The organism is Aliihoeflea sp. (genome assembly GCF_052435475.1).
Taxonomy (GTDB): Bacteria; Pseudomonadota; Alphaproteobacteria; order Rhizobiales; family Rhizobiaceae; genus Aliihoeflea.
Genome location: NZ_JBQVMV010000005.1, coordinates 146,358 through 165,027, shown reverse-complemented (window position 1 = coordinate 165,027; position 18,670 = coordinate 146,358). Strand labels below are relative to the sequence as shown.

The window sequence follows — 18,670 nt, the reverse complement described above, 5'->3', positions numbered from 1 at the left end:
CGAAGCGAGGCGGAGTGGGGGTCGACGGCGCCACGCACATCGCCCACAAAAGTGATCCAGCGTAAGGTCGAGGCAAACCAACCAGGTCCGCTCACATGAACGTCTATTCCATGCTCACCGACGCGATCCGCCGGCGCGGCGACGAGACCGCCATCCGCTGGGGCGAGCGGTCGCTGAGCTATCGCCAACTCGACGGCATCTGCACAGCACTCGGCGACTGGTTCGGGCAGAAGGGCTGCGTGCCCGGCGACCGCGTGCTGCTTTTCCTGCGCAACGGGTTCGAGTTTCCGGCGCTGCTTCTGGCGCCAATGCGCGCAGGGCTGGTGGTGGTGCCGACCAATGCCAAGCTGCACCCGCGCGAGGTGGCCTGGATCGCGGGCGATGCCGAGCCGCGCCTGATCTTCACCCATGCCGAGCACGTCGAGGACCTGAAGTCGGCGCTCCCCGCCGGTCTTGCCTGCGAGATCGTCGCGATCGAGGATTTCACTTTTCCGAATCCGCCTGAAGTGCCCGTGGCCTGCGCCGATGTCGACCCGGACGATCCGGCCTGGATCTTCTACACCTCCGGCACGACCGGCAAGCCGAAGGGCGCGACGCTCAGCCATCGCAACTTGATCGCCGCGACGGTGAACTGCCTCGCCGACGTCTCCGCCTTCGAAGCGGCCGACCGCGTGCTGCATGTCGCGCCCCTTTCGCACGGCAGCGGTCTCTACATGATCCCCGCGCTCGCGCGAGGCGCCGAAAACATCATCTACGACCGGACCGGATTTCGCCCGGACGAGGTGCTCGACACCGTCGCGCGGCTTTCGGTTTCCGTCATCCCGTTCGTCGCCCCGACGATGATCGTCCGGTTCCTCGAGACCGCGGCGCGCGCCGATATCGGCTGCCTGCGGGGCATCATCTATGGCGGCGCGTCGATCCATCTGGAGCACATTCGCGAAGCCGTCGCGCGGTTCGGCCCGATCTTCCACCAGCTCTACGGGCAGGGCGAGGCGCCGATGACGATTTCCTACCTGCCCGGCGCCGACCATTTGGGCGCCGACGACGAGACGCTGGTCTCGGCGGGCTACGTGCGGTCAGGCGTCGAGGTCCGCCTCGCGGGCGAGGACGGTCATGATGTGCCGCCTGGCGAAGACGGCGAAATCTGCGTACGCGGCGATGTCGTCATGAAGGGCTACTGGCGAAATCCGGAGGCAACGGCGAAAGCGCTGAGAGGCGGCTGGCTGCACACAGGCGACATCGGTCGCTTCGACACCGCGGGGCGCCTGCGCGTCCTCGATCGCCGGCACGACACGATTATTTCGGGCGGCACCAATATCTATCCCAAGGAGATCGAGGACGTCATCGCCGGGCACCCCGGCGTGCGCGAGGTGATCGTCTTCGGCCTGCCGGATGTCGAATGGGGCGAGAGCGTCGCCGTCGCCATCGTCGCCGAGGATGCGGCGCTCAACGAGCCGACAGTACTGGACCACTGCAAGGCCAACCTCGCTTCGTTCAAGAAGCCCAGGCACGTCTTCTTCGTCGCCGACCTGCCGAAGAATGCGTACGGAAAAGTGTTGCGGCGCGAACTGCGCGACGCGTTCATCGCCCTCGCCAACGGGCAGTGACGCTTCGGCCGGCCGGCCGATCCTGATGGCTCACATCGAAATCGACCGTCGAGGCTGGGCAAAAGCTCTTCAGCGTGCAGTCGCGCGGCCAACCAAATCCGGCTCGAGTTCGTCGCCGGCGAAGGCGACGAACTGGTCGGGGCGCACGAGCACGAAGCGGGCGCCATAGTCGGCCGTCTCGCCGGTTGCGTCGTCTTCCACGATCGTCAGCGGCACGCCTGCCTCGTCCGCCGCGATGCGGAAACGCTCGAGGCCGTCATTGCCGCCGAGCGCCAGAAGCGTGAAGCCTGTACCCAGCCGCTCATAGACGTTTTCGCCGGTCGACAGGCGTCGCGGTGCCAGATGATGCCCTGCCCGCGCCGTGAAGCTGTGGCCGCCGATGGCGTTCGTCGCGCCGCCCGCGCCCACCACGATCGGCGAGCCGCGATAGTTCGGCTCGAAGGCGTTGACCTCGTCGCGTGCGCCCGACCCCCGCGCGGTCCATTCGCGCTCGAAGGCCGCGCGGTCCGTTTCCGGGTCATGCGTTTCCAGGAATGCTCGATCGCTTTCGATCGCCTTTTCGATGAAATCCTTGGCCGTCGAGGCGAAGACCGGCCGTCGCTCGGCATCGTAGGTGTCGAGCAGTCCCTCCCCGGCCCAGCCCTGCAGCGTCGCGGCGAGCTTCCAGCCGAGGTTTCGCGCATCCTCGAAGCCGGTATTGATACCATAGCCGCCATAGGGCGGATGGCTGTGCGCGGCGTCGCCGGCGATGAACACGCGGCCTTTCCGATAGCTGTCGGCGATCGCGACGCGCAGATCCCAAAAGCCGATATGCTCGAACGCGACGTCGAACTCCGCACCAACCGCGCGGTGCAGATAGGCGGTGAAGTCGAAGTTGTCCCTGGTCGTGTCGGCCGGCACCGGCGCATGGAAGAACCAGGTATTGCCGAGATCGACGCGGCCGAAGAACTGCCAGTAGCCTTTCAGGTCAGGGTGCAGGACGTTGTAGAACGACTTTCCGGGAAAGCGCTTCAGGAGTTCGTGCAGGCCGGTCGAGCGGAAGACGAGCAGCACCATCAGCCTGTCATGGTCGGACCGGGTCTGCGTGATGCCGGCCATGTCGCGCACGTCAGACTTGCTGCCGTCGCAGCCGACGAGATAGCGCGCGCGGATTTTGACCGGCTCGCCCCCCTCACGCGGCACGGCGGTCACCGTCACCCCGTCCGCATCCTGCTCGATCGCCTCGCCCGAATAGCCGTAGAGCGTCTCGATGGCGTCGATTTCTGCCGCCCGCGCCCGCAGCACATCCTCGGTCGCGTATTGCGGCAACCGCTCATTGTCGGTGAAATAGTAGGGCCGCACGAGTTCGCGCTGCAGCCAGTCATAGTGGTAGTCGCCGAGCAGCGTGCCATAGGCCGTCAAACCGCCGATGCCGTATTCCTTCGGCACGGTGCGCGCGGCCCGCAGTTCCTTTTCCGCGCCCCAGAAATGGAAATGCTCCATCGTGCGCTGTGTCAGGTTCTGACCCTTTGGCACGCGCTGCGGCGTCGGATAGCGCTCGACGACGAGGGTGCGGATGCCGCGCTGGCCAAGCTCGATCGCCAGCCCCGTGCCGACGGGTCCGCCGCCGACGATCACCACATCCGCCTGCCGTTCCATTTCGCCCGTCATCGTCATCCGTTCATTGATTGCGTTGGGTCCGGCGCGATCAGATCGCGCCGGCCTCCAGGTAGACATGCTTGGTTTCGAGGAAGTCGTTCAGTCCCTCGACGCCGTGAAGCCGACCGAGGCCCGACTGGCGATAGCCACCCGTCTCGCCTTCGGCGAAGAGCCGTCCATGGCAGTTGAGCCAGACCGTGCCGGCGCGAACGGCGCGCGACATGCGCATCGCCCGGTTCAGGTCACGCGTGAAAACGCTTGCCGCCAGGCCGTACTCGGTCGCATTCGCCTTCTTCACCGCCTCGGCTTCCGTCTCGAAGGTCTCGATCGAGACGATCGGACCGAAAAGCTCTTCCTGCACCAGCGGCGAGGCCAGGTCGTCGATCTTGAAAAGCGTCGGCGTCAGGAACGCGCCCTGCGCCAGCGGCCCATTCGGCACGCCGCCCTTCAGCACCATCTCGCCCTCGTCGCCGGCCTGTTCGATCAGCCGAGAGACGCGGTCGCGATTGCCGATGTCGATCAGAGAGCCCATCTGGCTCTGCGCATCGGCGCCGGGGCCGACCTTCACGGCCGAGAACGCCGCTTTGATCCGGTCGGTGAAATCCTTCTCGATCGACTTCTCGACCAGGAACCTGGCCGCCGCGACGCAGATCTGCCCGGCCATCACCAGCGAGCCGCTGGTCAGTTCGCGCACCGCCTGATCGAGATCGGCGTCGGCGAACACCGTCGCCGGCGCCTTGCCGCCGAGTTCGAGCGACAGGCGCTTCAGCGTCGGCGCGGCACCCGCCATGATGCGCTTGCCGGTGGCGCTCGAGCCGGTGAAGGAGATGACGTCGATGTCGTTCGAGGCGACCAGCGCCTCGCCCACTTCCGAGCCCTGCTCGTTGACCGAATTGACGACGCCCTTCGGCAGAGACGGGCAGTCGGCAAGGCAGTGCATGATCCGCGCATGAATCAGCGGCGTCTGCGGCGCCGGTTTGATCACCGTCGTGCACCCGGCGGCGAGCGCCGGGGCCAGCGAGCGCGCAAGCAGCGTCACCGGCGCGTTCCACGGCACGATGATCGCGGCGACGCCGGCCGCCTCGCGGTTCATCATCGAGAAATTGCCGGGCATGGTCTCCAGCGTGCGGCCGAGCACGGTGCGCGCCAGACCCGCATAGTAGCGGATCTCCGAGATCGCACCCATCGTTTCGCCCAGCGCTTCGCGCCTCAGCTTGCCGTTCTCGGCGACGACGAGATCGGCAATCTCGTCCTTCGCCGCCTCCAGCCGATCGGAGAATTCGAACAGCACCGCCGCGCGCAGGCGCGGCGACGAGGCCCAGCCGGTCGTCTCGAATGTGCTGCGGGCAAGCGCCGCCGCCTGGTCGGCGAGCGCCTTGGTGCCCGGCTCGTAAGAGCCGAGCACACTGCCATCGGCGGGGTTGAGGCTGTCGCGCACGCCCGCGCCCTTGACCCATTCCCCGCCGATATAGTTGAGCGCGGTCGTCATGCCGCATCCAGCCCGAGGAACTTGCGCGCATTGCCCTCATAGAGCTTGGCGCGCAATTCTTCGGAGATGTCGAGTTCATCGAGGATGCGGATGGTTTCGCGGATATACATCGGTCCGCCTTCCGGATCGAAGGGCGCATCCGAGGCGAACATGACGCGGTCCTCGCCGAAGAACTCGATCGCGTGCTCGATCGCCTTCGACGACCCGAACGAGGCGGTATCGGCGTAGAATTCCTTGAAATAGTCGAGATGCGGGCGCTTCAGCGCCTTGCGCACTTCAGCCAGGTCGCGGTCGGTCGTGCGCTTGCCCATCTGGTCCCAGCCGGGGCCGACGCGGCCTTCGAAGAACGGGATCATGCCACCGGCATGGTGGGTCAGCACCTTCAGCCCCTCGAACTTGTCGAAGAAGCGCGAGAATACCATGCGCGCCATCGCGGCCGAGGTCTCGTAGGGCCAGCCGAACGTCCACCAGATCTCGTATTCGGAACGGCTCTCGTTCTTGTAGTCGGCGAAATTCTCGCCCCGCGCCGGGTGCAGCCAGACCGGCTTGCCGGCCTTCGCCATATATTCGAAGAACGGCTCGTATTCCGGCAGATCGACCGGATTGCCGGCGATGTTGGTGAAGATCTGCATGCCCGCGGCGCCCAGATCCTCGACCGCGCGGCGGCATTCCTCGACCAGCGCATCGGGGTTGTTCATCGGCGCGGTGCCGACAAAGGCCGGGAAACGCTCGGGATACTTTTGGCAGAGTTCGGCCATCGAGTCCGAACCGATCTTCGAAAGCTCAAGCGCCTTTTCAGGCCCGGCAAGCTTTTCCAGCGGCGGCGAGGCGAGCGAGAGCACCTGCTGGTAGTCCTCGCCGAATTTGTCCATGACCTCGAAGCGTCGGTCGAGATCCGTCATCATCGGCACTGCGCCGGAGCGCATGGTGATGTCGGTCATCTCACCGATATGCGCGATCAGCGCATCGAAAAACGGCTTCGGCCAGATGTGGTTGAAAATATCGATCTTCTTCATGGGACCTCCCTCGGCAATAGCCGGAGGATGCCTTCGCGACGCCCATCAAGTCAACAAATAATCTCACTCAGTGAGATTTGCTTTCGTCGTTCTCGACGCGATCCCGCAGCAGCGAGTCCGTCACAAGGCGCGCCGTTGCCTTCACGTCGGCGGCGATGCGCTCAATGGCCGCGCCATCGACGAGGTTGCCGGCAATGGTGACGCAGACGCTCGCGACGGGACTGCGGCCGGCATCGAACACCGGCGCGGCAATGCCGACGACACCCGGCGTCACCTCCCCATAGGCGACGCTGACGCCCGCCTTTCGCACCTTCTTCAGTTGCTCCATCACGTCCTCGACGCTGTTGCCGAGGCCGACGGCTCGCAAATCGTCCATGGTGCGCTCGACCAGCGGCACGAGGTGCCGGCGTGGCAGGAAGGCCATGATCGAGCGGGCGATCGCCCCGCGCCCGAGCGGCATCGGCCGTCCGCGCGGATAGGAGGAGAGCGGGTTCCTAGTCGACGTATCGGAATCGACGCAGAGCAGCCGGTTACCGTACCAGCGCACCAGAAGCGCGGTGCAACTGTATTTCGATGTGAGATTCCTGAGATGCCCCGAGCCGTTGATGATCAGCCGGTCGGACTTTCGCATCAGATAGTCCATCTCGACCACTTTCGGGCCGAGCGTGAAGCCGGTGTTCGGCATGGAGGTCAGAAGCCCCGCCTCCTTCAGCGTCTTCAGATACCGATAGAGGGTCGGCCGGCTGTAGCCCAGTTCCTCCATCAGTTCCTCGGGCGTCCATTCCAGACGGTCCTCGCTGAAGACTTCGAGGACGGCGAGAACCTTTTCGAGACTGTTGCCTGCCGCTTTCGTCAAGACACCGCCTGTGGGGTAAGCGCGCGAGCGCGGCGCCAGTCGATGACCATGACGAGCACGCCGCCGATGACACCGACGATATCGGTGTATTCGGCGCCGGGGAACGTGCCGGCAGGGATCAGCGCGAGAAGCCCGAACAGCGTGAAGAGCGCGCGCATGACGATCGGCAGACGGGTCATGAAATAGCCCGCCAGCGCCGCCGATATCAGCCATACCCCGAGTGTCGCCGTGACCACCGCGACCGCGATCTCCGCCGGTTCGCCGACCAGGATCAGCGTCGGCGAATAGACGAACAGGAACGGGATGATGAACGCCGCCCAGCCGAACTTCATCGACGCGAAGCCCGTCGCCATCGCAGATGCGCGGGCGATACCGGCAGCAGCGAAGGCGGCGATGGCGATCGGCGGCGTGATCATCGACATCATGCCGAGATAGAGGATGAACAGATGCGCCGCAATCGGGTTGATGCCGACCTCGATCAGCGCCGGCGCAACGAGCGCGGCGAGCAGCACATAGACGCCCAGCGTCGGCAGTCCCATGCCCAGCACGATGCAGATCACCGCCGACAGGAGAAGCAGCACGAACTTGTTGCCGCCGCCGAGTTGCACCAGCGCGTAGGTCAGGTTGAACGACAGGCCGGTGACGTTGAGGATGCCGATGACGATGCCGGCGGCAGCCGAAATCAGGATGATCTCGACGACGTTCTTGCCGGTCAGCGGGATCGTTTCCCAAAGGACGCGCAGGCTCGGCCGCTTCGACTGGTAGCCGAAGACGAGCGAGGTGGCGATGACGACGAGGCAGGAGACGAGCGCCGCGCGCTCCGGCTGCCAGTTGAGCGCGAACAGGCCGTAGATCAGAACGGCGAAGCCGAGGATGAAGTGCCAGCCGCCGCGCACGATCTTCCTGTCCGGGATGTCGGACTTGGCGACGCGCGAGATGCCCAGACGGGCAGCATCGAGATCGGCCTGGATGAACAGTGCCGCGTAGTAGAGCAGCGACGGCAGAAGCGCCGCGAGGACGACCTCGGCATAGGACATCTGCAGGAATTCGGCCATCAGGAAGGCGGCCGCGCCCATGACGGGCGGCATCATCTGGCCGCCGGTCGAGGCCACCGCCTCGATCGCGCCGGCCTTGTGCGCCGGATAGCCGTCGCGCTTGATCATGGGAATGGTGACGATGCCGGTCGCGACTACATTGGCGACGGCCGAACCGGAGATCGAGCCGAACAGCGCCGAAGCAACGACGGCGATCTTCATCGAACCGCCGCGAAAGCGACCCATTCCCAGAAGCGCGGCGTCGGTGAAGAATTTGGAGCCGCCGGTGGCGGCCAGAAGGTTGCCGAACAGGATGAAGGTGACGACGACCGTCGCCGCGATCGACAGCGGCAGGCCGAGAATACCGTTCGAATCGAGCGCCATGTAACCGGCAAGCCGTTCCCAGGATTGCGGCCGGCCGGCAAGGCGGCCGGGGAAGAGATCGCCGAACAGGCCGTAGAACAGGAAGACGGCGATGATGATCACCAGCGCCCAGCCGGCAGCGCGGCGCACGGCCTCCAGCAGAAGCAGAATGATGATGATGCCGGGAACGTAGGCCTGCGGCGGACCGGCGAAGATCAGGTTGACGATCGCCGAATAGTTCCAGGTGACATAGGCGAGCGCGGCAAAGGACAGGACGGCCGCGATGCAGTCGTACCAAGGCACGACCACGCGCTCGCTGTCACGCTTTGCCGGCAGCATCAGGAAGGCGATCGGGAGGGCGAGCGCCAGGATCGCCGACATGAATTGCTGCGGATAGAACGCGATCCCCATCGTGCGCGGCAGGGCCAGCGCCCAGGCGATGGCAAGGGCCGTCAGCGCCACGGCGAGCAAGCCCGACAAGGGCCGCCAGACGGATTCGGGCAGGCTGGCTCGCGAGCCGTTCTCGATGTCAGAATTCATCACGCACACTCAAATCGGTGGATCGGGCGCTCTTCGCCGAGGCAGGCTGGGCCGGGCGCACGTGGCGCCCGGCCGGTCGGGACTATTCCTGCCAGATTCCGGCTTCTTTGTAGAAGCGAATCGCGCCCGGATGGAACTCCGACACGCCGATGTCGCTCGCCATGTCGGCAGGATCGAAGGCGTTGAAGGGCGGGAAGGTCTGCGCCATCGCTTCCTTGCTCTCGTAGATGGCCTTGGTCATCTGGTAGACCGTTTCCTCGTCGACGCCGGCATGGGTGAAGATCACCTGCGGATAGGCGAAGTAGGTCGAGGTCTCCTCGACGCCCGGCGCGTTCGGGCCCGGTTCCATGGTGGCGAAGAAGCCGACCGGCCAGTGCTCGCGGATGGTCGCGAGGTTTTCCTCGGTCTCCTCGATCGGCAGCGCGCGCAGGCCGCCGACGGCCGCATCCGCCTCACGCACCTTGCCGGCGCCATGAGCGAAGATGAAGCCGACCGCGTCGCCGGCGATGAACGCATCCGCGCCGCCGACCACGCTCGGCACCTGCACCGGCTGCATGTCGGCGCGGGTCATGCCCGCCGTCGCATACATCGCGTCGAGCTGCGGCAGGATGGTGTTCTGCGCCGTGTAGCCATCGACCATCGGCTGGCCGCGCAGATCTTCGATCGAGCGAATGTCGCTATCGGCGCGCACGAAGATCGCCTCGACCAGCGGCATGACGTGGCCGACGATTCGCAGGTCCGGGTTGACGGAGCCAGTGAACCATTCCTTGCCCTCGAGCGCGTAGTTCACTTCCTGAAGGTTGGCGGCGCCGAACTCGATGCCACCGGAGGCGACGAACGGAATGTACTGGTTCGGGCTCGTCGCCGGCTGGATCGTCGCGTTGATGCCGGCCTGATTGGCGGCATTGGCGACGGCCGTGCCGATATTGTGGAAGATCGAGCCTGGGTTCGACGTCGCGATGCCGACGGCCTGCGCCGAGGCCTGACCGCCGGTGACGAGAGCGGCCGCAATGACGGCCGAGGCGAGAACGTATTTCATCGGTTTCCTCCGGTTTCTACCTCCGTACCGCCACCTCAAGACGATACAAAATCCCATAAAGAGAGATTTTGTGCGATTATGCACTTGCGTTTGTGCCGATGACAAGGCCATTTTTACCCTTGGGGCAAGACAGGCTGCGGCAATGACGGGACCGGTGCGTTTCGTCGTTGCCGCTCCGTCCCCGGCGAGTTTGCGAAGCGACGAAAGGGTGGAGACGATGGACGGTCAGGAACGCGGCGTTGCAGCGCAAACGGGGGCCGAAAGCCTTCTTCTCGGATTGAAGGCGAGCGGCATCGACTATCTGTTCGCCAATGCCGGCACCGATTTTCCGCCGATCATCGAGGCTTTCGCGACCCTCGACCCGCAATCCGTGCCGGTTCCGGTAACCGTGCCGCACGAGACCGCGAGCGTCGGCATGGCGCATGGCTACTACCTCGTCACCGGCCGCATGCAGGCGACGATGGTCCATGTCAATGTCGGCCTCGCCAATTCGGTCATGGGCGTCATCAACGCTGCGAGCGACAACATCCCCGTCATGGTCCTGTCCGGCCGCACGCCGATCACCGAGCGCGGCCGCAAGGGCGCGCGGATGACGCCGATCCAGTACGGACAGGAGATGTACGACCAGTCCTCGCTCGTCGCCGACACCGTCAAGTTCCACTACGAGATGCGCTATCCCGAGCAGGGCGAAATCCTCGCCCAGCGAGCCGCCGTGCTGGCGCGGTCCGAGCCCTGCGGGCCGGTCTATGTCAGCCTGCCGCGCGAACCTTTGACCGAGCACGTTCCAGAAACCGTTGGCCGCGCGACCTCCGCGCAGGCCGTCTCAACCCGCGCCTTCCCCGACCCCGAAGCGATCGCGAAGGCGGCCGACTGGCTCACGGCGGCGAAGCACCCGGTCGTTCTTTGCCAGCGCGGCGACACGGAAGGTCGCGTCGGTACGGCCCTCGCCCGCCTCGCAGCCGATTTCGCGGTCGGCGTGTGCGAACCCTTCGCGATCCGCAACGTCATGGCGAGCGCCGACCCGATGTTCCTCGGCAACGACCCGAAGGCGGCGCTCGAAGACGCCGATTTCGTCCTCGTCGTCGACAGCGGCGTGCCGTGGATCGAGGCCGTCCACCGGCCCGATGCCAGCGTGAAGATCGTCCAGATGGGCGCCGACCCGCAATTCGAGCGCATGCCGATCCGCGGCTACCAGGCCGCTCTCGCCATCACATCCGACCCCGCCGCCGGGCTCGAAGCGCTGCATGCGGCACTCGCCAGTCGACAACTCGAAATCGGCGCCCGCCGCGACGCGATCGCGGCCCGCTCGTCGGACCGCCGCCGCGCCATGGCCGATGCCATCGAATCCGGCAAAGCCTCGCCGATGGGCGCCGAATGGCTGTCGAAATGCGTCTCCGACATTCTCGGTGACGAGGGCGTCGTCTTTTCCGAACTCGGCATCGTGCCCGGCGCCATCGACGCGAAGGGCCCGAACCGCGTCTTCTGCAACCCGCATTCGGGCGGCCTCGGCTGGGCGCTTCCCGCCGCGCTCGGCGCGCAGCTTGCCGACCGCGACCGTCTCGTCGTCGCCTGCGTCGGCGACGGCTCCTACATGTTCGCCAACCCCACGGCCTGCCACCAGATCGCCGAAGCGCTCGACCTGCCGCTTTTGACGATCGTCAAGAACAACGGCATGTGGAACGCGGTGCGCCGCTCCGTCGTCAATGCCTACCCGCAGGGCGCGGCCGCCAAGGCCAACCGGATGCCGCTGACCTCGCTGGAACCGGCGCCCGACTACACCATGCTCGCCGCCGCCAACCGCGCCCATGTCGAGCGCGTCGATCACGGCGCCGACCTTCCCGCCGCGTTCCAACGCGCCTTGAAAGTCATCCGCGAGGAAAATCGGCAGGCGATGATCGAAGTACGCGTCGCGATCTCGGATCGCTATTAGCGTGATCCGGATGGCGCCTGCCGCCACCCTCTACCTTGCCAGATAGGCCGGCAGCCACAGGCTGATCTGCGGGAAGATGATGAGCAGCAGCAGCGCCGTCAGTTGCAGCAGCACGAACGGGATGATGCCGCGATAGATGGTGCCGATCGAGACGTCGGGCGCTACGCCGCGCAGGTAGAACAGGGCGTAGCCGAAGGGCGGCGTCAAGAACGAGGTCTGCATGTTGACCGCAAGCGCGATGGCGAACCATGCCAACACCTGGCTTTGCGGCATCCCGAAATCGAGGCTTGCCACGACCGGCGCAACGAGCGGCACCACGACGAGCGCGATCTCCACCCAGTCGAGGAAGAAGCCCAGGATGAACACCAGCGCCATGATGACGAACAGCACGAAATAGGGCCCGGTGCCGAGGGCGTCGAAGGCGTGGATTACCATCTCGTCACCGCCGAGCCGACGGAAGATGACCGAAAAGATGGTCGCGCCGATCATCACGAAGATGATCATGGCGGTGGTCTTGGTGGTGTCGCGCAGCGAGGTTCGCAATGTCGCGAAATCGAGCCGGCGCGAGATCAGCGCCAGCAGGAGCGCACCGGCCGCGCCGATCGCGGCGGCTTCGGTCGGCGTCGCGATGCCGGCGATGATGGTGCCCAGCACCGCTGCAATCAGCAGGACGGGCGCCAGGAGGTCGCGTGCGAGCTGGATTGCGGCCGCGCCGCGGCTTGCTGCCCGTTCGGGCTCGCCCGCCGGCATGCGGTGCGGCTGGAAGAAGGCGATCGCGATCAGGTAGACGAAATAGAGCCCTGCGAGCATCAATCCCGGCCCGATCGCGCCCATGAACAGGTCGCCGACCGAAATGCGCAACTGGTCGCCGAGCACGATCAGCATGATCGAGGGCGGGATGAGGATGCCGAGCGTGCCGGATGCAGCGATGAGGCCGGTCGAGATCTTCGGATCGTAGCGCGCCTGCTGCATCGCCGGCAGCGCCATCATGCCCATCAGCACCACCGAGGCACCGATGATGCCGGTCGATGCGGCCATCACCACGCCGATGATGGCGACGGCGAAGGCGTATCCGCCCGGCAACCGCCCGAACAGGGCGGCGAGCGACTTCAAGAGCCGCTCGGCGACGCCCGAGCGCTCCAGCATCAGTCCCATGAAGACGAAGAGCGGGATCGCGATCAGGAGCCAGTTGGTCAGGATGCCCGAATAGATGCGCGAGACGCCGGTCGACAGAAACAGCATCGGCACGCCGGCCAAAACGGCGAAGAGGATGCCGATGCCCGACAGGACGAAGGCGACCGGATAGCCCGAGAAGATGCCGAGCACGAGCCCGGCCAGCATGGCCATCGGCCAGAGATATTCGCTCATCGGATTTCCGTTTCGCCGGCCGCGGGGGCCGCAATGATGTCACGCAGCGTCTGGACCGCACGCGCGAGGGCGGCGATGCCCAGAAGGGCGAAGCCGATCGGAATGATGGACTTGATCAGCCATCGATCCATCAGTCCGCCATAGGTCGAGCCCTCGCCCGAATTGAACGACGTCAGCGCGAAGCTCCAGCCATACCAGAAGATGATCGCGCAAAAGGGCAGCAGGAACACGAGATCGCCGAACAGGCGCAGGCCGAGCTGCACCTTCTTCGGCAGGCCGGCAGAGAACACGTCGACGCACACATGCTGGTTGTCGCGAAAGGCATAGACGCCGCCGAACACCGACAGAATGGCGAAGATGTACCATTGCAGGTCGGTCAGCGTGTTGACCGTGATGCCACGCCCGAGGACCGGGATCGCCTCGCCCCATTGCCAGAACGCGTTCCAGCCGATCTTGGCGGCAAGCACGGTCAGGCACACGGAGACGATCAGCGGCAGGACCAGCCAGCCCACCAGCTTTCCCGGCAGGACGAGCGCGTCGAAGAGCGCGTTGATCAGCCTGGTCATGTCGCCTCCTCGCATCGTCGCCAACCGGCGGGCCTATCCATCGAGCGCTTTTCGTGCGTTTGCAAGCGGCGGCCCGGCTTCGTGCCGGGCCGCGCGCATGATCAGCGCGGCAGCGCCTGAAGCTCGGCCCAGCGGGCGGTGCGTTCGATGTAGGCGGTCAGCGAATCGTAGGCCTCCTTGAAGATCGGGTCCTTCGCCGCTTCCTCCTGCATCACCTCGTTGGCGGCGTCGCGCATTGCGGCCAGCACCTCGTCGGGGAAGCGCTTGATCTCGACGCCGGCCGCCTCGATCTCCTCGACCGCCTCGATCTGGGCGTTGAGCTGATCGGCCATGTTTTCGGTGATGTTCGCCTTGCAGGCCTCGACCATGATCGTCTGCTGTTCCGGCGTGAAGCCGTTCCAGACATCCATGTTGATGATGATCGAGTCCCAGCTCGAAGGCTGGTGCCAGCCAGGGAAATAGTAGCTCTTGACGATGTTCTGGAAGCCGAAGCCTTTATCGAGCTGCGGAGCCGAGAATTCCGCCGCATCGATGCGCCCGGTCTCGAGCGAGACGTAGATCTCGCCGGCCGGCACGAGCTGCGTGTTGGCGCCCAGCTTGGCCAGCGCCTGCCCGCCGAGGCCGGCGATGCGCATGTTGAGGCCGCGCAGATCCTCGACCGTGTTGATGTCCTTGGAGAACCAGCCGCCGGCTTCCGGCACGACGAGATGGCAAGGAATGACCTTCACGCCATGCGCGTCATAGGCCTTCTGGATGATCTCCACGCCGCCGCCCTCGAACATCCAGCCGAGCGCGATTTCCGGCGTCGGGCCGAACGGCATCGAGCCGACCAGATTGGCGACCGGGATGGACTCGGCCCAATAGCCGATCCAGTCGAAGCCCATCGGAATGGCGCCGCTCGACACCGCGCCGAACACCTCGAAGGGCGGCACGAAATCGCCGGCGCCATGGACCTTGATGTCGATCTCGCCGGCCGTCATCAGACGGACCTTTTCGGCCCAGTTGACCGGGCTCGGCCCGATCGACGGGACGTTCAGCCCGAACACGCTTTGCAGATCGAAGCTCTCAGCCATCGCGTGACTGGAGAATACAACGGATGCAGCCAGCGCGGCTGCGGCGATGCAACGTTTCATCAAGACCTCCCTTGGACCGCGCCAGCGCGGACATCGAAGCCGGGAATGGGCCGACGATCGACCCAGCCTCCTCCCGGCGCCCGATCGCAATCTTGCAAATTCTCATGCTTGGCTCAACCAAAAAATTCGCTATAGTCAAACGAATTTGTAATTGACGAATTTTGGAGGAAGCGTGCGAGGCATCGAGGGAGAGGTCGCCGTCGTCACAGGCGCGGCGCAGGGAAACGGGCTGGCGATCGCGCAAGGTCTCGCCAAGGCCGGCGCCCGCGTCGCGATCTGTGACGTCAACGGCGCATCGGCGCGGGCAGCCGCGGCCAGCATCAACGAGGCCGGCGGCACCGCCTTCGCGGCCGAGATAGACGTCGTCGACCGTGACCAGGTCAAGCGCTTCGCGCTCGACGTCGAGGCACATCTCGGCCGGGCCGCGATCCTCGTCAACAATGCCGGCATCATCCGTCGCACGCCGATCGACGATGCCGGCTTCGACGACGACTGGGACGCGATCTTCAAGGTCAATGTCGACGGCATCCGCAACATGGTGCGTGCGTTCCTGCCGCAATTGCGCGCGACGCAGGGGCGGATCGTCAATCTGGGCTCGATCATGTCTGTCTCGGCGGGACCCGGCCTCGGCGCCTATGCCGCCAGCAAGGGTGCCGTGCTGCAGTTCACCCGCGCGCTCGCGCACGACCTCGCCCCGCAGGGCGTGCGCGTCAACGCCATCGCTCCCGGCGTCATCGCGACGCCGATGACCAAGGTCACGCGCGAGACACCCGAGGCGATCGGCCGCTTCATGGCGCACACGCCACTCGGCCGCGTCGGCGAGCCGGAGGAACTGGTCGGCCCGGTCCTCTTCCTCGCCTCGCATCTTTCCACCTACGTCACCGGCACCCTCCTGCCGGTCGATGGCGGCTATCTGGCCGCGTGAACGGCACCGACAAGGACTGACAGACCATGCAGATGAAACAGCATTCCTGCGACGTGCTCGTGGTGGGCTCGGGCGCCGGCGGACTTGCGACGGCGGTGTCGGCCGCACATCGCCGGCTCGACGTCCTCGTCGTCGAGAAGGAGCCGGTCTTCGGCGGCACCACGGCGCGCTCGGGCGGCTGGATGTGGATACCGTGCAACGCCCCCGCAAAGCGCGCAGGCGTGCCCGATTCCATCGACCAGGCGCGCGAATACATGCGTCACGAGACCGGCGCGCATTATGACGAACGCCGCGTCGAGGCGTTTCTCGACGCCGGACCAAAAGCCGTCGATTTCTACGAACAGAACACCGCGCTTCAGTTCGATCTCGGGCCGACCTTCGCCGACTACCACCCCGATGCGCCGGGCGGCGTCGACGGCGGACGGTCGATCGTCGCACGCCCGTTCGACGGACGCGAACTCGGCCCCGAGATCAAGCGCCTGCGCCCGCCGCTCGCCGAGATCACCTTTCTCGGCATGATGATCGGTTCGGGCAAGGAACTGCTGCATTTCTTCAACGTCACCCGCTCGCCCGTCTCAGCCTTCTATGTCGGCAAGCTGTTCCTGAAGTTCCTGCGCGACATGGCCTTTCACGGCCGGCCGATGCGGCTGATGAACGGCAATGCGCTGGTCGCGCGGCTGGCCCGTTCGTGCTTCGACCGCAACGTTCCGATCTGGACGCGCGCGCCGGTTCGCGAGCTGAAGAAGGACGAGACCGGCCGCATCACCGGGGCGATCGTCGAGACGGTGCAGGGGCCGGTCGAGATCGTCGCGCGCAAGGGCGTCGTCCTTGCCGCGGGCGGCTTTCCGCAGGACCCGGTGCGCCGCAAGGCGATGTTCCCGCACGCGCCTTCCGGCTACGAGCACGCCTCGCCCGCCCCTCCCGGCAACACCGGCGACGGGTTGCGGCTCGGCGAAGCCGTCGGCGCCACGGTCGCCGACGATCTGCCGAATGCGGCCGCCTGGGTTCCGATCTCGCGGCCGGTCCGCGCCGACGGCACGCTCGGCACGTTCCCGCATTTCGTCGACCGTTCCAAGCCCGGCGTCATCGCCGTAACGCGCTCGGGACGCCGCTTCGTCAACGAGGCGAATTCCTACCACGATTTCTGCCAGGCGATGGCCGCGCGCTGCCGTGAGGAAGAGACCGAGACCTGTGCCTTCTTCATCGCCGACCACCGGGTCCTGCGCAAATACGGCCTCGGCTACGTCAAGCCGGCGCCGGTGCCGTTCCGCCGGCACGTCAAGTCGGGCTATCTGTTCGAGGGCAGGACGCTGGAGGAGCTGGCCGGCAGGATCGGCGTCGATCCGCAGGGCCTGCGGCGTACCGTCGAAACCTTCAACGATCATGCAAGGCGCGGCGACGATCCGCAATTCGGCAAGGGCTCGACCTCCTACAACCGCTCGCTCGGCGACCCCGAGCACAAGCCCAACCCTTGCGTCGCCCCGATCGAGGACGGGCCTTTCTATGCGGTCAAGCTGGTGATCGGCGATCTCGGCACCTTCGCCGGACTGCGCTGCAACGAGAATGCGCAGGTCCTGAACGGCGACGGGCGCCCGATCCCGGGCCTCTATTCCGTCGGCAATGATGCGGCGAGCATCATGGGCGGCAACTATCCGGGCGGCGGCATCACGCTCGGCCCCGCCGTCACCTTCGGCTACATCGCCGCGCGGCACCTGGCCGGCGGCAACGACTGATGATCAGCCGGCGTCCAGGCGATAGCCCAGCTCGCTCGACAGGCGGCTGGTGAAGTCGAGCAGGCCCGTCACGGCCGGGCCATCGGCGGCAAGGTCGATCATGGCGGTCGGCCCGATCGCGGTCAGGGCGAGTTGCATCTGGCCGGTATGGTCGAAGACGGGGGCGGCGACCGCACTGACGCCCGGGATCGGCAGATCGCGCGTGACCTCGAAGCCGCGCGCCCTGACCGCAGCGACCTCGTCCCAGTATTGCATCTCGTCGAATTCGAACGGTCCGCGCTCGAGCAACGTGCGGTCCGAGCGTTCGAGGCGGATCATCGGCTGCGTCACCGCCGGCGGCAGGTAGGCGGCGAACACCCGGCCCGTCGCCGTCGCGGTCATCAGGAAGATGTTGCCTACCTGAACGTTCGCATGGATGCGCGCGGAGGATTCCTGGACGTAGACGATGGTCGGCCCATGCAGGCCCCAGACCGTGATGGCGATCATCAGTTGCAGGCGGTCGGCTAGATCGGCGACGCGGCGCACCGTCTCGCGATAGGCGTTCTGGTTGCGCAGCCGCGTCAGCCCCAGATGCAGCGCGAAGGAGCCGAGCTGGTAATGCCCCGCCTCGGTCTGCTCGACCATGCCCATCTTGCGGAAGGAGACGAGATAGGGATGGAGCTGGGCGGCCGCCATTCCCGTCCGTTCGGCGAGATCGCGCAGCTTTACCGGCCCTTGCGCGCTGGCGAGCGCATCAAGGATCACCCCGCCCGTGTCGATCGACTGGACGCCGCGCGATCCGCTCTTCTTTTCCGTCACTGACATGGATGTTCCGAACCCTTTGATCCGAGGTAGCGCAGGGCGGCGGCAATCTCAACCGGATGTCAGGTCAGGGCCGGCCGAACCCGCCGATCGGCAGCTCGGTCGTGTCCTTGACGGCTTCGAGAACGAAGCTCGACCGCGTGTCCTGCACGCCCGGCAGGCGCAGGAGCACGGTCTGCGTCAAATGCGAATAGGCGTCGAGGTCGCGCGCGACGACGCGCAGGAGAAAGTCGTACTGCCCGGCAATGACGAAGCAGCCGGTGATCGCCGGCTCGCGCGCCACCGCCGCCTTGAAGCGCTCGACGATCGCCTCGCCTGCCACCTGCGGCACCTTCACCTCGACATAGGCCGTCAGCCCGACGCCCAGCTTGCGTTCGTCCAGAAGCGCGACATAGCGCCGGATCAGCCCCGCTGCCTCCAACTGCTTCACCCGCCGCAGGCAGGGGCTTGCCGACATGCCGACCCTTTCCGCCAGCGCGACGTTGGAGAGGCTGCCATCGCGCTGGAGCTCGGCCAGTATCCGACGGTCGGACGCGGACAATTCGGTCATTTTCAGGCTCATGTTGTCACTATTGCGTAATTTTCTGACCCGCACCTTGCCATATACACAGCAACGAAACAGGAAATGCACT

15 protein-coding genes are annotated in these 18,670 nt (G+C 65.8%); 4 read left to right on the top strand and 11 right to left on the bottom strand.

The window, feature by feature from the left end; all coding sequences use genetic code 11:
• Positions 1-95 precede the first annotated feature (95 nt).
• Positions 96-1,607 (top strand): class I adenylate-forming enzyme family protein, encoded by a 1,512-nt coding sequence (locus tag ACT6QU_RS09035; RefSeq protein WP_444565160.1) that lies wholly within the window; start codon positions 96-98, stop codon positions 1,605-1,607.
• 69 nt (positions 1,608-1,676) lie between these two features.
• On the opposite strand, the gene ACT6QU_RS09030 is transcribed toward ACT6QU_RS09035, so the two are convergent.
• From ACT6QU_RS09030 to ACT6QU_RS09005, 6 genes are all read right to left on the bottom strand, one after another.
• Positions 1,677-3,257: an FAD-dependent monooxygenase gene (locus ACT6QU_RS09030; protein WP_444565159.1), complete on the bottom strand. Its 1,581-nt coding sequence runs from the start codon at positions 3,255-3,257 to the stop codon at positions 1,677-1,679.
• Positions 3,258-3,294: 37 nt separating this feature from the next.
• The gene (locus ACT6QU_RS09025) at positions 3,295-4,734 is read right to left on the bottom strand and encodes an aldehyde dehydrogenase family protein (protein ID WP_444565158.1); all 1,440 of its coding nucleotides are present in this window, start codon (positions 4,732-4,734) and stop codon (positions 3,295-3,297) included.
• On the bottom strand, positions 4,731-5,750 hold the full coding sequence (locus tag ACT6QU_RS09020) for an amidohydrolase family protein (RefSeq protein WP_444565157.1): 1,020 nt from the start codon (positions 5,748-5,750) through the stop codon (positions 4,731-4,733). The genes ACT6QU_RS09025 and ACT6QU_RS09020 overlap by 4 nt, the downstream gene beginning before the upstream one ends.
• Positions 5,751-5,817: 67 nt before the next feature.
• Positions 5,818-6,606 carry an IclR family transcriptional regulator gene (locus ACT6QU_RS09015; protein WP_444565156.1) on the bottom strand — a complete coding sequence of 263 codons (789 nt, stop codon included), beginning with the start codon at positions 6,604-6,606 and terminating at the stop codon, positions 5,818-5,820.
• On the bottom strand, positions 6,603-8,543 hold the full coding sequence (locus tag ACT6QU_RS09010; RefSeq protein WP_444565155.1) for a TRAP transporter permease: 1,941 nt from the start codon (positions 8,541-8,543) through the stop codon (positions 6,603-6,605). Before ACT6QU_RS09010 ends, ACT6QU_RS09015 begins: the two co-directional genes overlap by 4 nt.
• An 82-nt stretch (positions 8,544-8,625) precedes the next feature.
• Entirely contained in the window at positions 8,626-9,582 is a 957-nt protein-coding gene (locus tag ACT6QU_RS09005) for a TAXI family TRAP transporter solute-binding subunit (RefSeq protein ID WP_444565154.1), read from the bottom strand.
• A 217-nt stretch (positions 9,583-9,799) separates the two neighbouring features.
• Between ACT6QU_RS09005 and ACT6QU_RS09000 the strand changes: the two genes are divergently transcribed.
• The gene (locus tag ACT6QU_RS09000; RefSeq protein WP_444565153.1) at positions 9,800-11,512 is read left to right on the top strand and encodes a thiamine pyrophosphate-requiring protein; all 1,713 of its coding nucleotides are present in this window, start codon (positions 9,800-9,802) and stop codon (positions 11,510-11,512) included.
• 30 nt (positions 11,513-11,542) lie between these two features.
• Here the strand turns inward: ACT6QU_RS09000 and ACT6QU_RS08995 are convergent, their stop codons facing one another.
• The 3 genes from ACT6QU_RS08995 to ACT6QU_RS08985 form a co-directional block, all read right to left on the bottom strand.
• Positions 11,543-12,880 (bottom strand): TRAP transporter large permease, encoded by a 1,338-nt coding sequence (locus ACT6QU_RS08995; protein WP_444565152.1) that lies wholly within the window; start codon positions 12,878-12,880, stop codon positions 11,543-11,545.
• Positions 12,877-13,446: a TRAP transporter small permease subunit gene (locus ACT6QU_RS08990; RefSeq protein WP_444565151.1), complete on the bottom strand. Its 570-nt coding sequence runs from the start codon at positions 13,444-13,446 to the stop codon at positions 12,877-12,879. The genes ACT6QU_RS08995 and ACT6QU_RS08990 overlap by 4 nt, the downstream gene beginning before the upstream one ends.
• Before the next feature lie 101 nt (positions 13,447-13,547).
• The gene (locus tag ACT6QU_RS08985) at positions 13,548-14,579 is read right to left on the bottom strand and encodes a TRAP transporter substrate-binding protein (RefSeq protein WP_444565150.1); all 1,032 of its coding nucleotides are present in this window, start codon (positions 14,577-14,579) and stop codon (positions 13,548-13,550) included.
• A 172-nt stretch (positions 14,580-14,751) separates the two neighbouring features.
• On the opposite strand from ACT6QU_RS08985, the gene ACT6QU_RS08980 reads away from it, so the two are divergent.
• Both ACT6QU_RS08980 and ACT6QU_RS08975 read left to right on the top strand, forming a co-directional pair.
• A complete protein-coding gene (locus tag ACT6QU_RS08980) occupies positions 14,752-15,504 on the top strand; it encodes an SDR family NAD(P)-dependent oxidoreductase (RefSeq protein ID WP_444565149.1) in 753 nt (250 codons plus the stop codon).
• A gap of 32 nt (positions 15,505-15,536) precedes the next feature.
• Positions 15,537-17,237 carry an FAD-dependent oxidoreductase gene (locus ACT6QU_RS08975; protein ID WP_444565183.1) on the top strand — a complete coding sequence of 567 codons (1,701 nt, stop codon included), beginning with the start codon at positions 15,537-15,539 and terminating at the stop codon, positions 17,235-17,237.
• 3 nt (positions 17,238-17,240) lie between these two features.
• Here ACT6QU_RS08975 and ACT6QU_RS08970 read toward each other — a convergent pair whose 3' ends face one another.
• Positions 17,241-18,041, bottom strand: a complete 801-nt coding sequence (locus tag ACT6QU_RS08970; protein ID WP_444565148.1) for an IclR family transcriptional regulator — start codon at positions 18,039-18,041, stop codon at positions 17,241-17,243.
• Positions 18,042-18,105: 64 nt separating this feature from the next.
• Positions 18,106-18,588, bottom strand: a complete 483-nt coding sequence (locus ACT6QU_RS08965) for an Lrp/AsnC family transcriptional regulator (RefSeq protein ID WP_444565147.1) — start codon at positions 18,586-18,588, stop codon at positions 18,106-18,108.
• Between the last annotated feature and the right edge of the window lie 82 nt (positions 18,589-18,670).

Coding starts and splice junctions, on each gene's coding strand:
- ACT6QU_RS09035 (WP_444565160.1), top strand. CDS start 96: ATGAACGTCTATTCCATGCTCACCGACGCGATCCGCCGGCGCGGCGAC.
- ACT6QU_RS09030 (WP_444565159.1), bottom strand. CDS start 3,257: ATGACGGGCGAAATGGAACGGCAGGCGGATGTGGTGATCGTCGGCGGC.
- ACT6QU_RS09025 (WP_444565158.1), bottom strand. CDS start 4,734: ATGACGACCGCGCTCAACTATATCGGCGGGGAATGGGTCAAGGGCGCG.
- ACT6QU_RS09020 (WP_444565157.1), bottom strand. CDS start 5,750: ATGAAGAAGATCGATATTTTCAACCACATCTGGCCGAAGCCGTTTTTC.
- ACT6QU_RS09010 (WP_444565155.1), bottom strand. CDS start 8,543: ATGAATTCTGACATCGAGAACGGCTCGCGAGCCAGCCTGCCCGAATCC.
- ACT6QU_RS09005 (WP_444565154.1), bottom strand. CDS start 9,582: ATGAAATACGTTCTCGCCTCGGCCGTCATTGCGGCCGCTCTCGTCACC.
- ACT6QU_RS09000 (WP_444565153.1), top strand. CDS start 9,800: ATGGACGGTCAGGAACGCGGCGTTGCAGCGCAAACGGGGGCCGAAAGC.
- ACT6QU_RS08995 (WP_444565152.1), bottom strand. CDS start 12,880: ATGAGCGAATATCTCTGGCCGATGGCCATGCTGGCCGGGCTCGTGCTC.
- ACT6QU_RS08990 (WP_444565151.1), bottom strand. CDS start 13,446: ATGACCAGGCTGATCAACGCGCTCTTCGACGCGCTCGTCCTGCCGGGA.
- ACT6QU_RS08985 (WP_444565150.1), bottom strand. CDS start 14,579: ATGAAACGTTGCATCGCCGCAGCCGCGCTGGCTGCATCCGTTGTATTC.
- ACT6QU_RS08975 (WP_444565183.1), top strand. CDS start 15,537: ATGAAACAGCATTCCTGCGACGTGCTCGTGGTGGGCTCGGGCGCCGGC.
- ACT6QU_RS08970 (WP_444565148.1), bottom strand. CDS start 18,041: ATGTCAGTGACGGAAAAGAAGAGCGGATCGCGCGGCGTCCAGTCGATC.
- ACT6QU_RS08965 (WP_444565147.1), bottom strand. CDS start 18,588: ATGACCGAATTGTCCGCGTCCGACCGTCGGATACTGGCCGAGCTCCAG.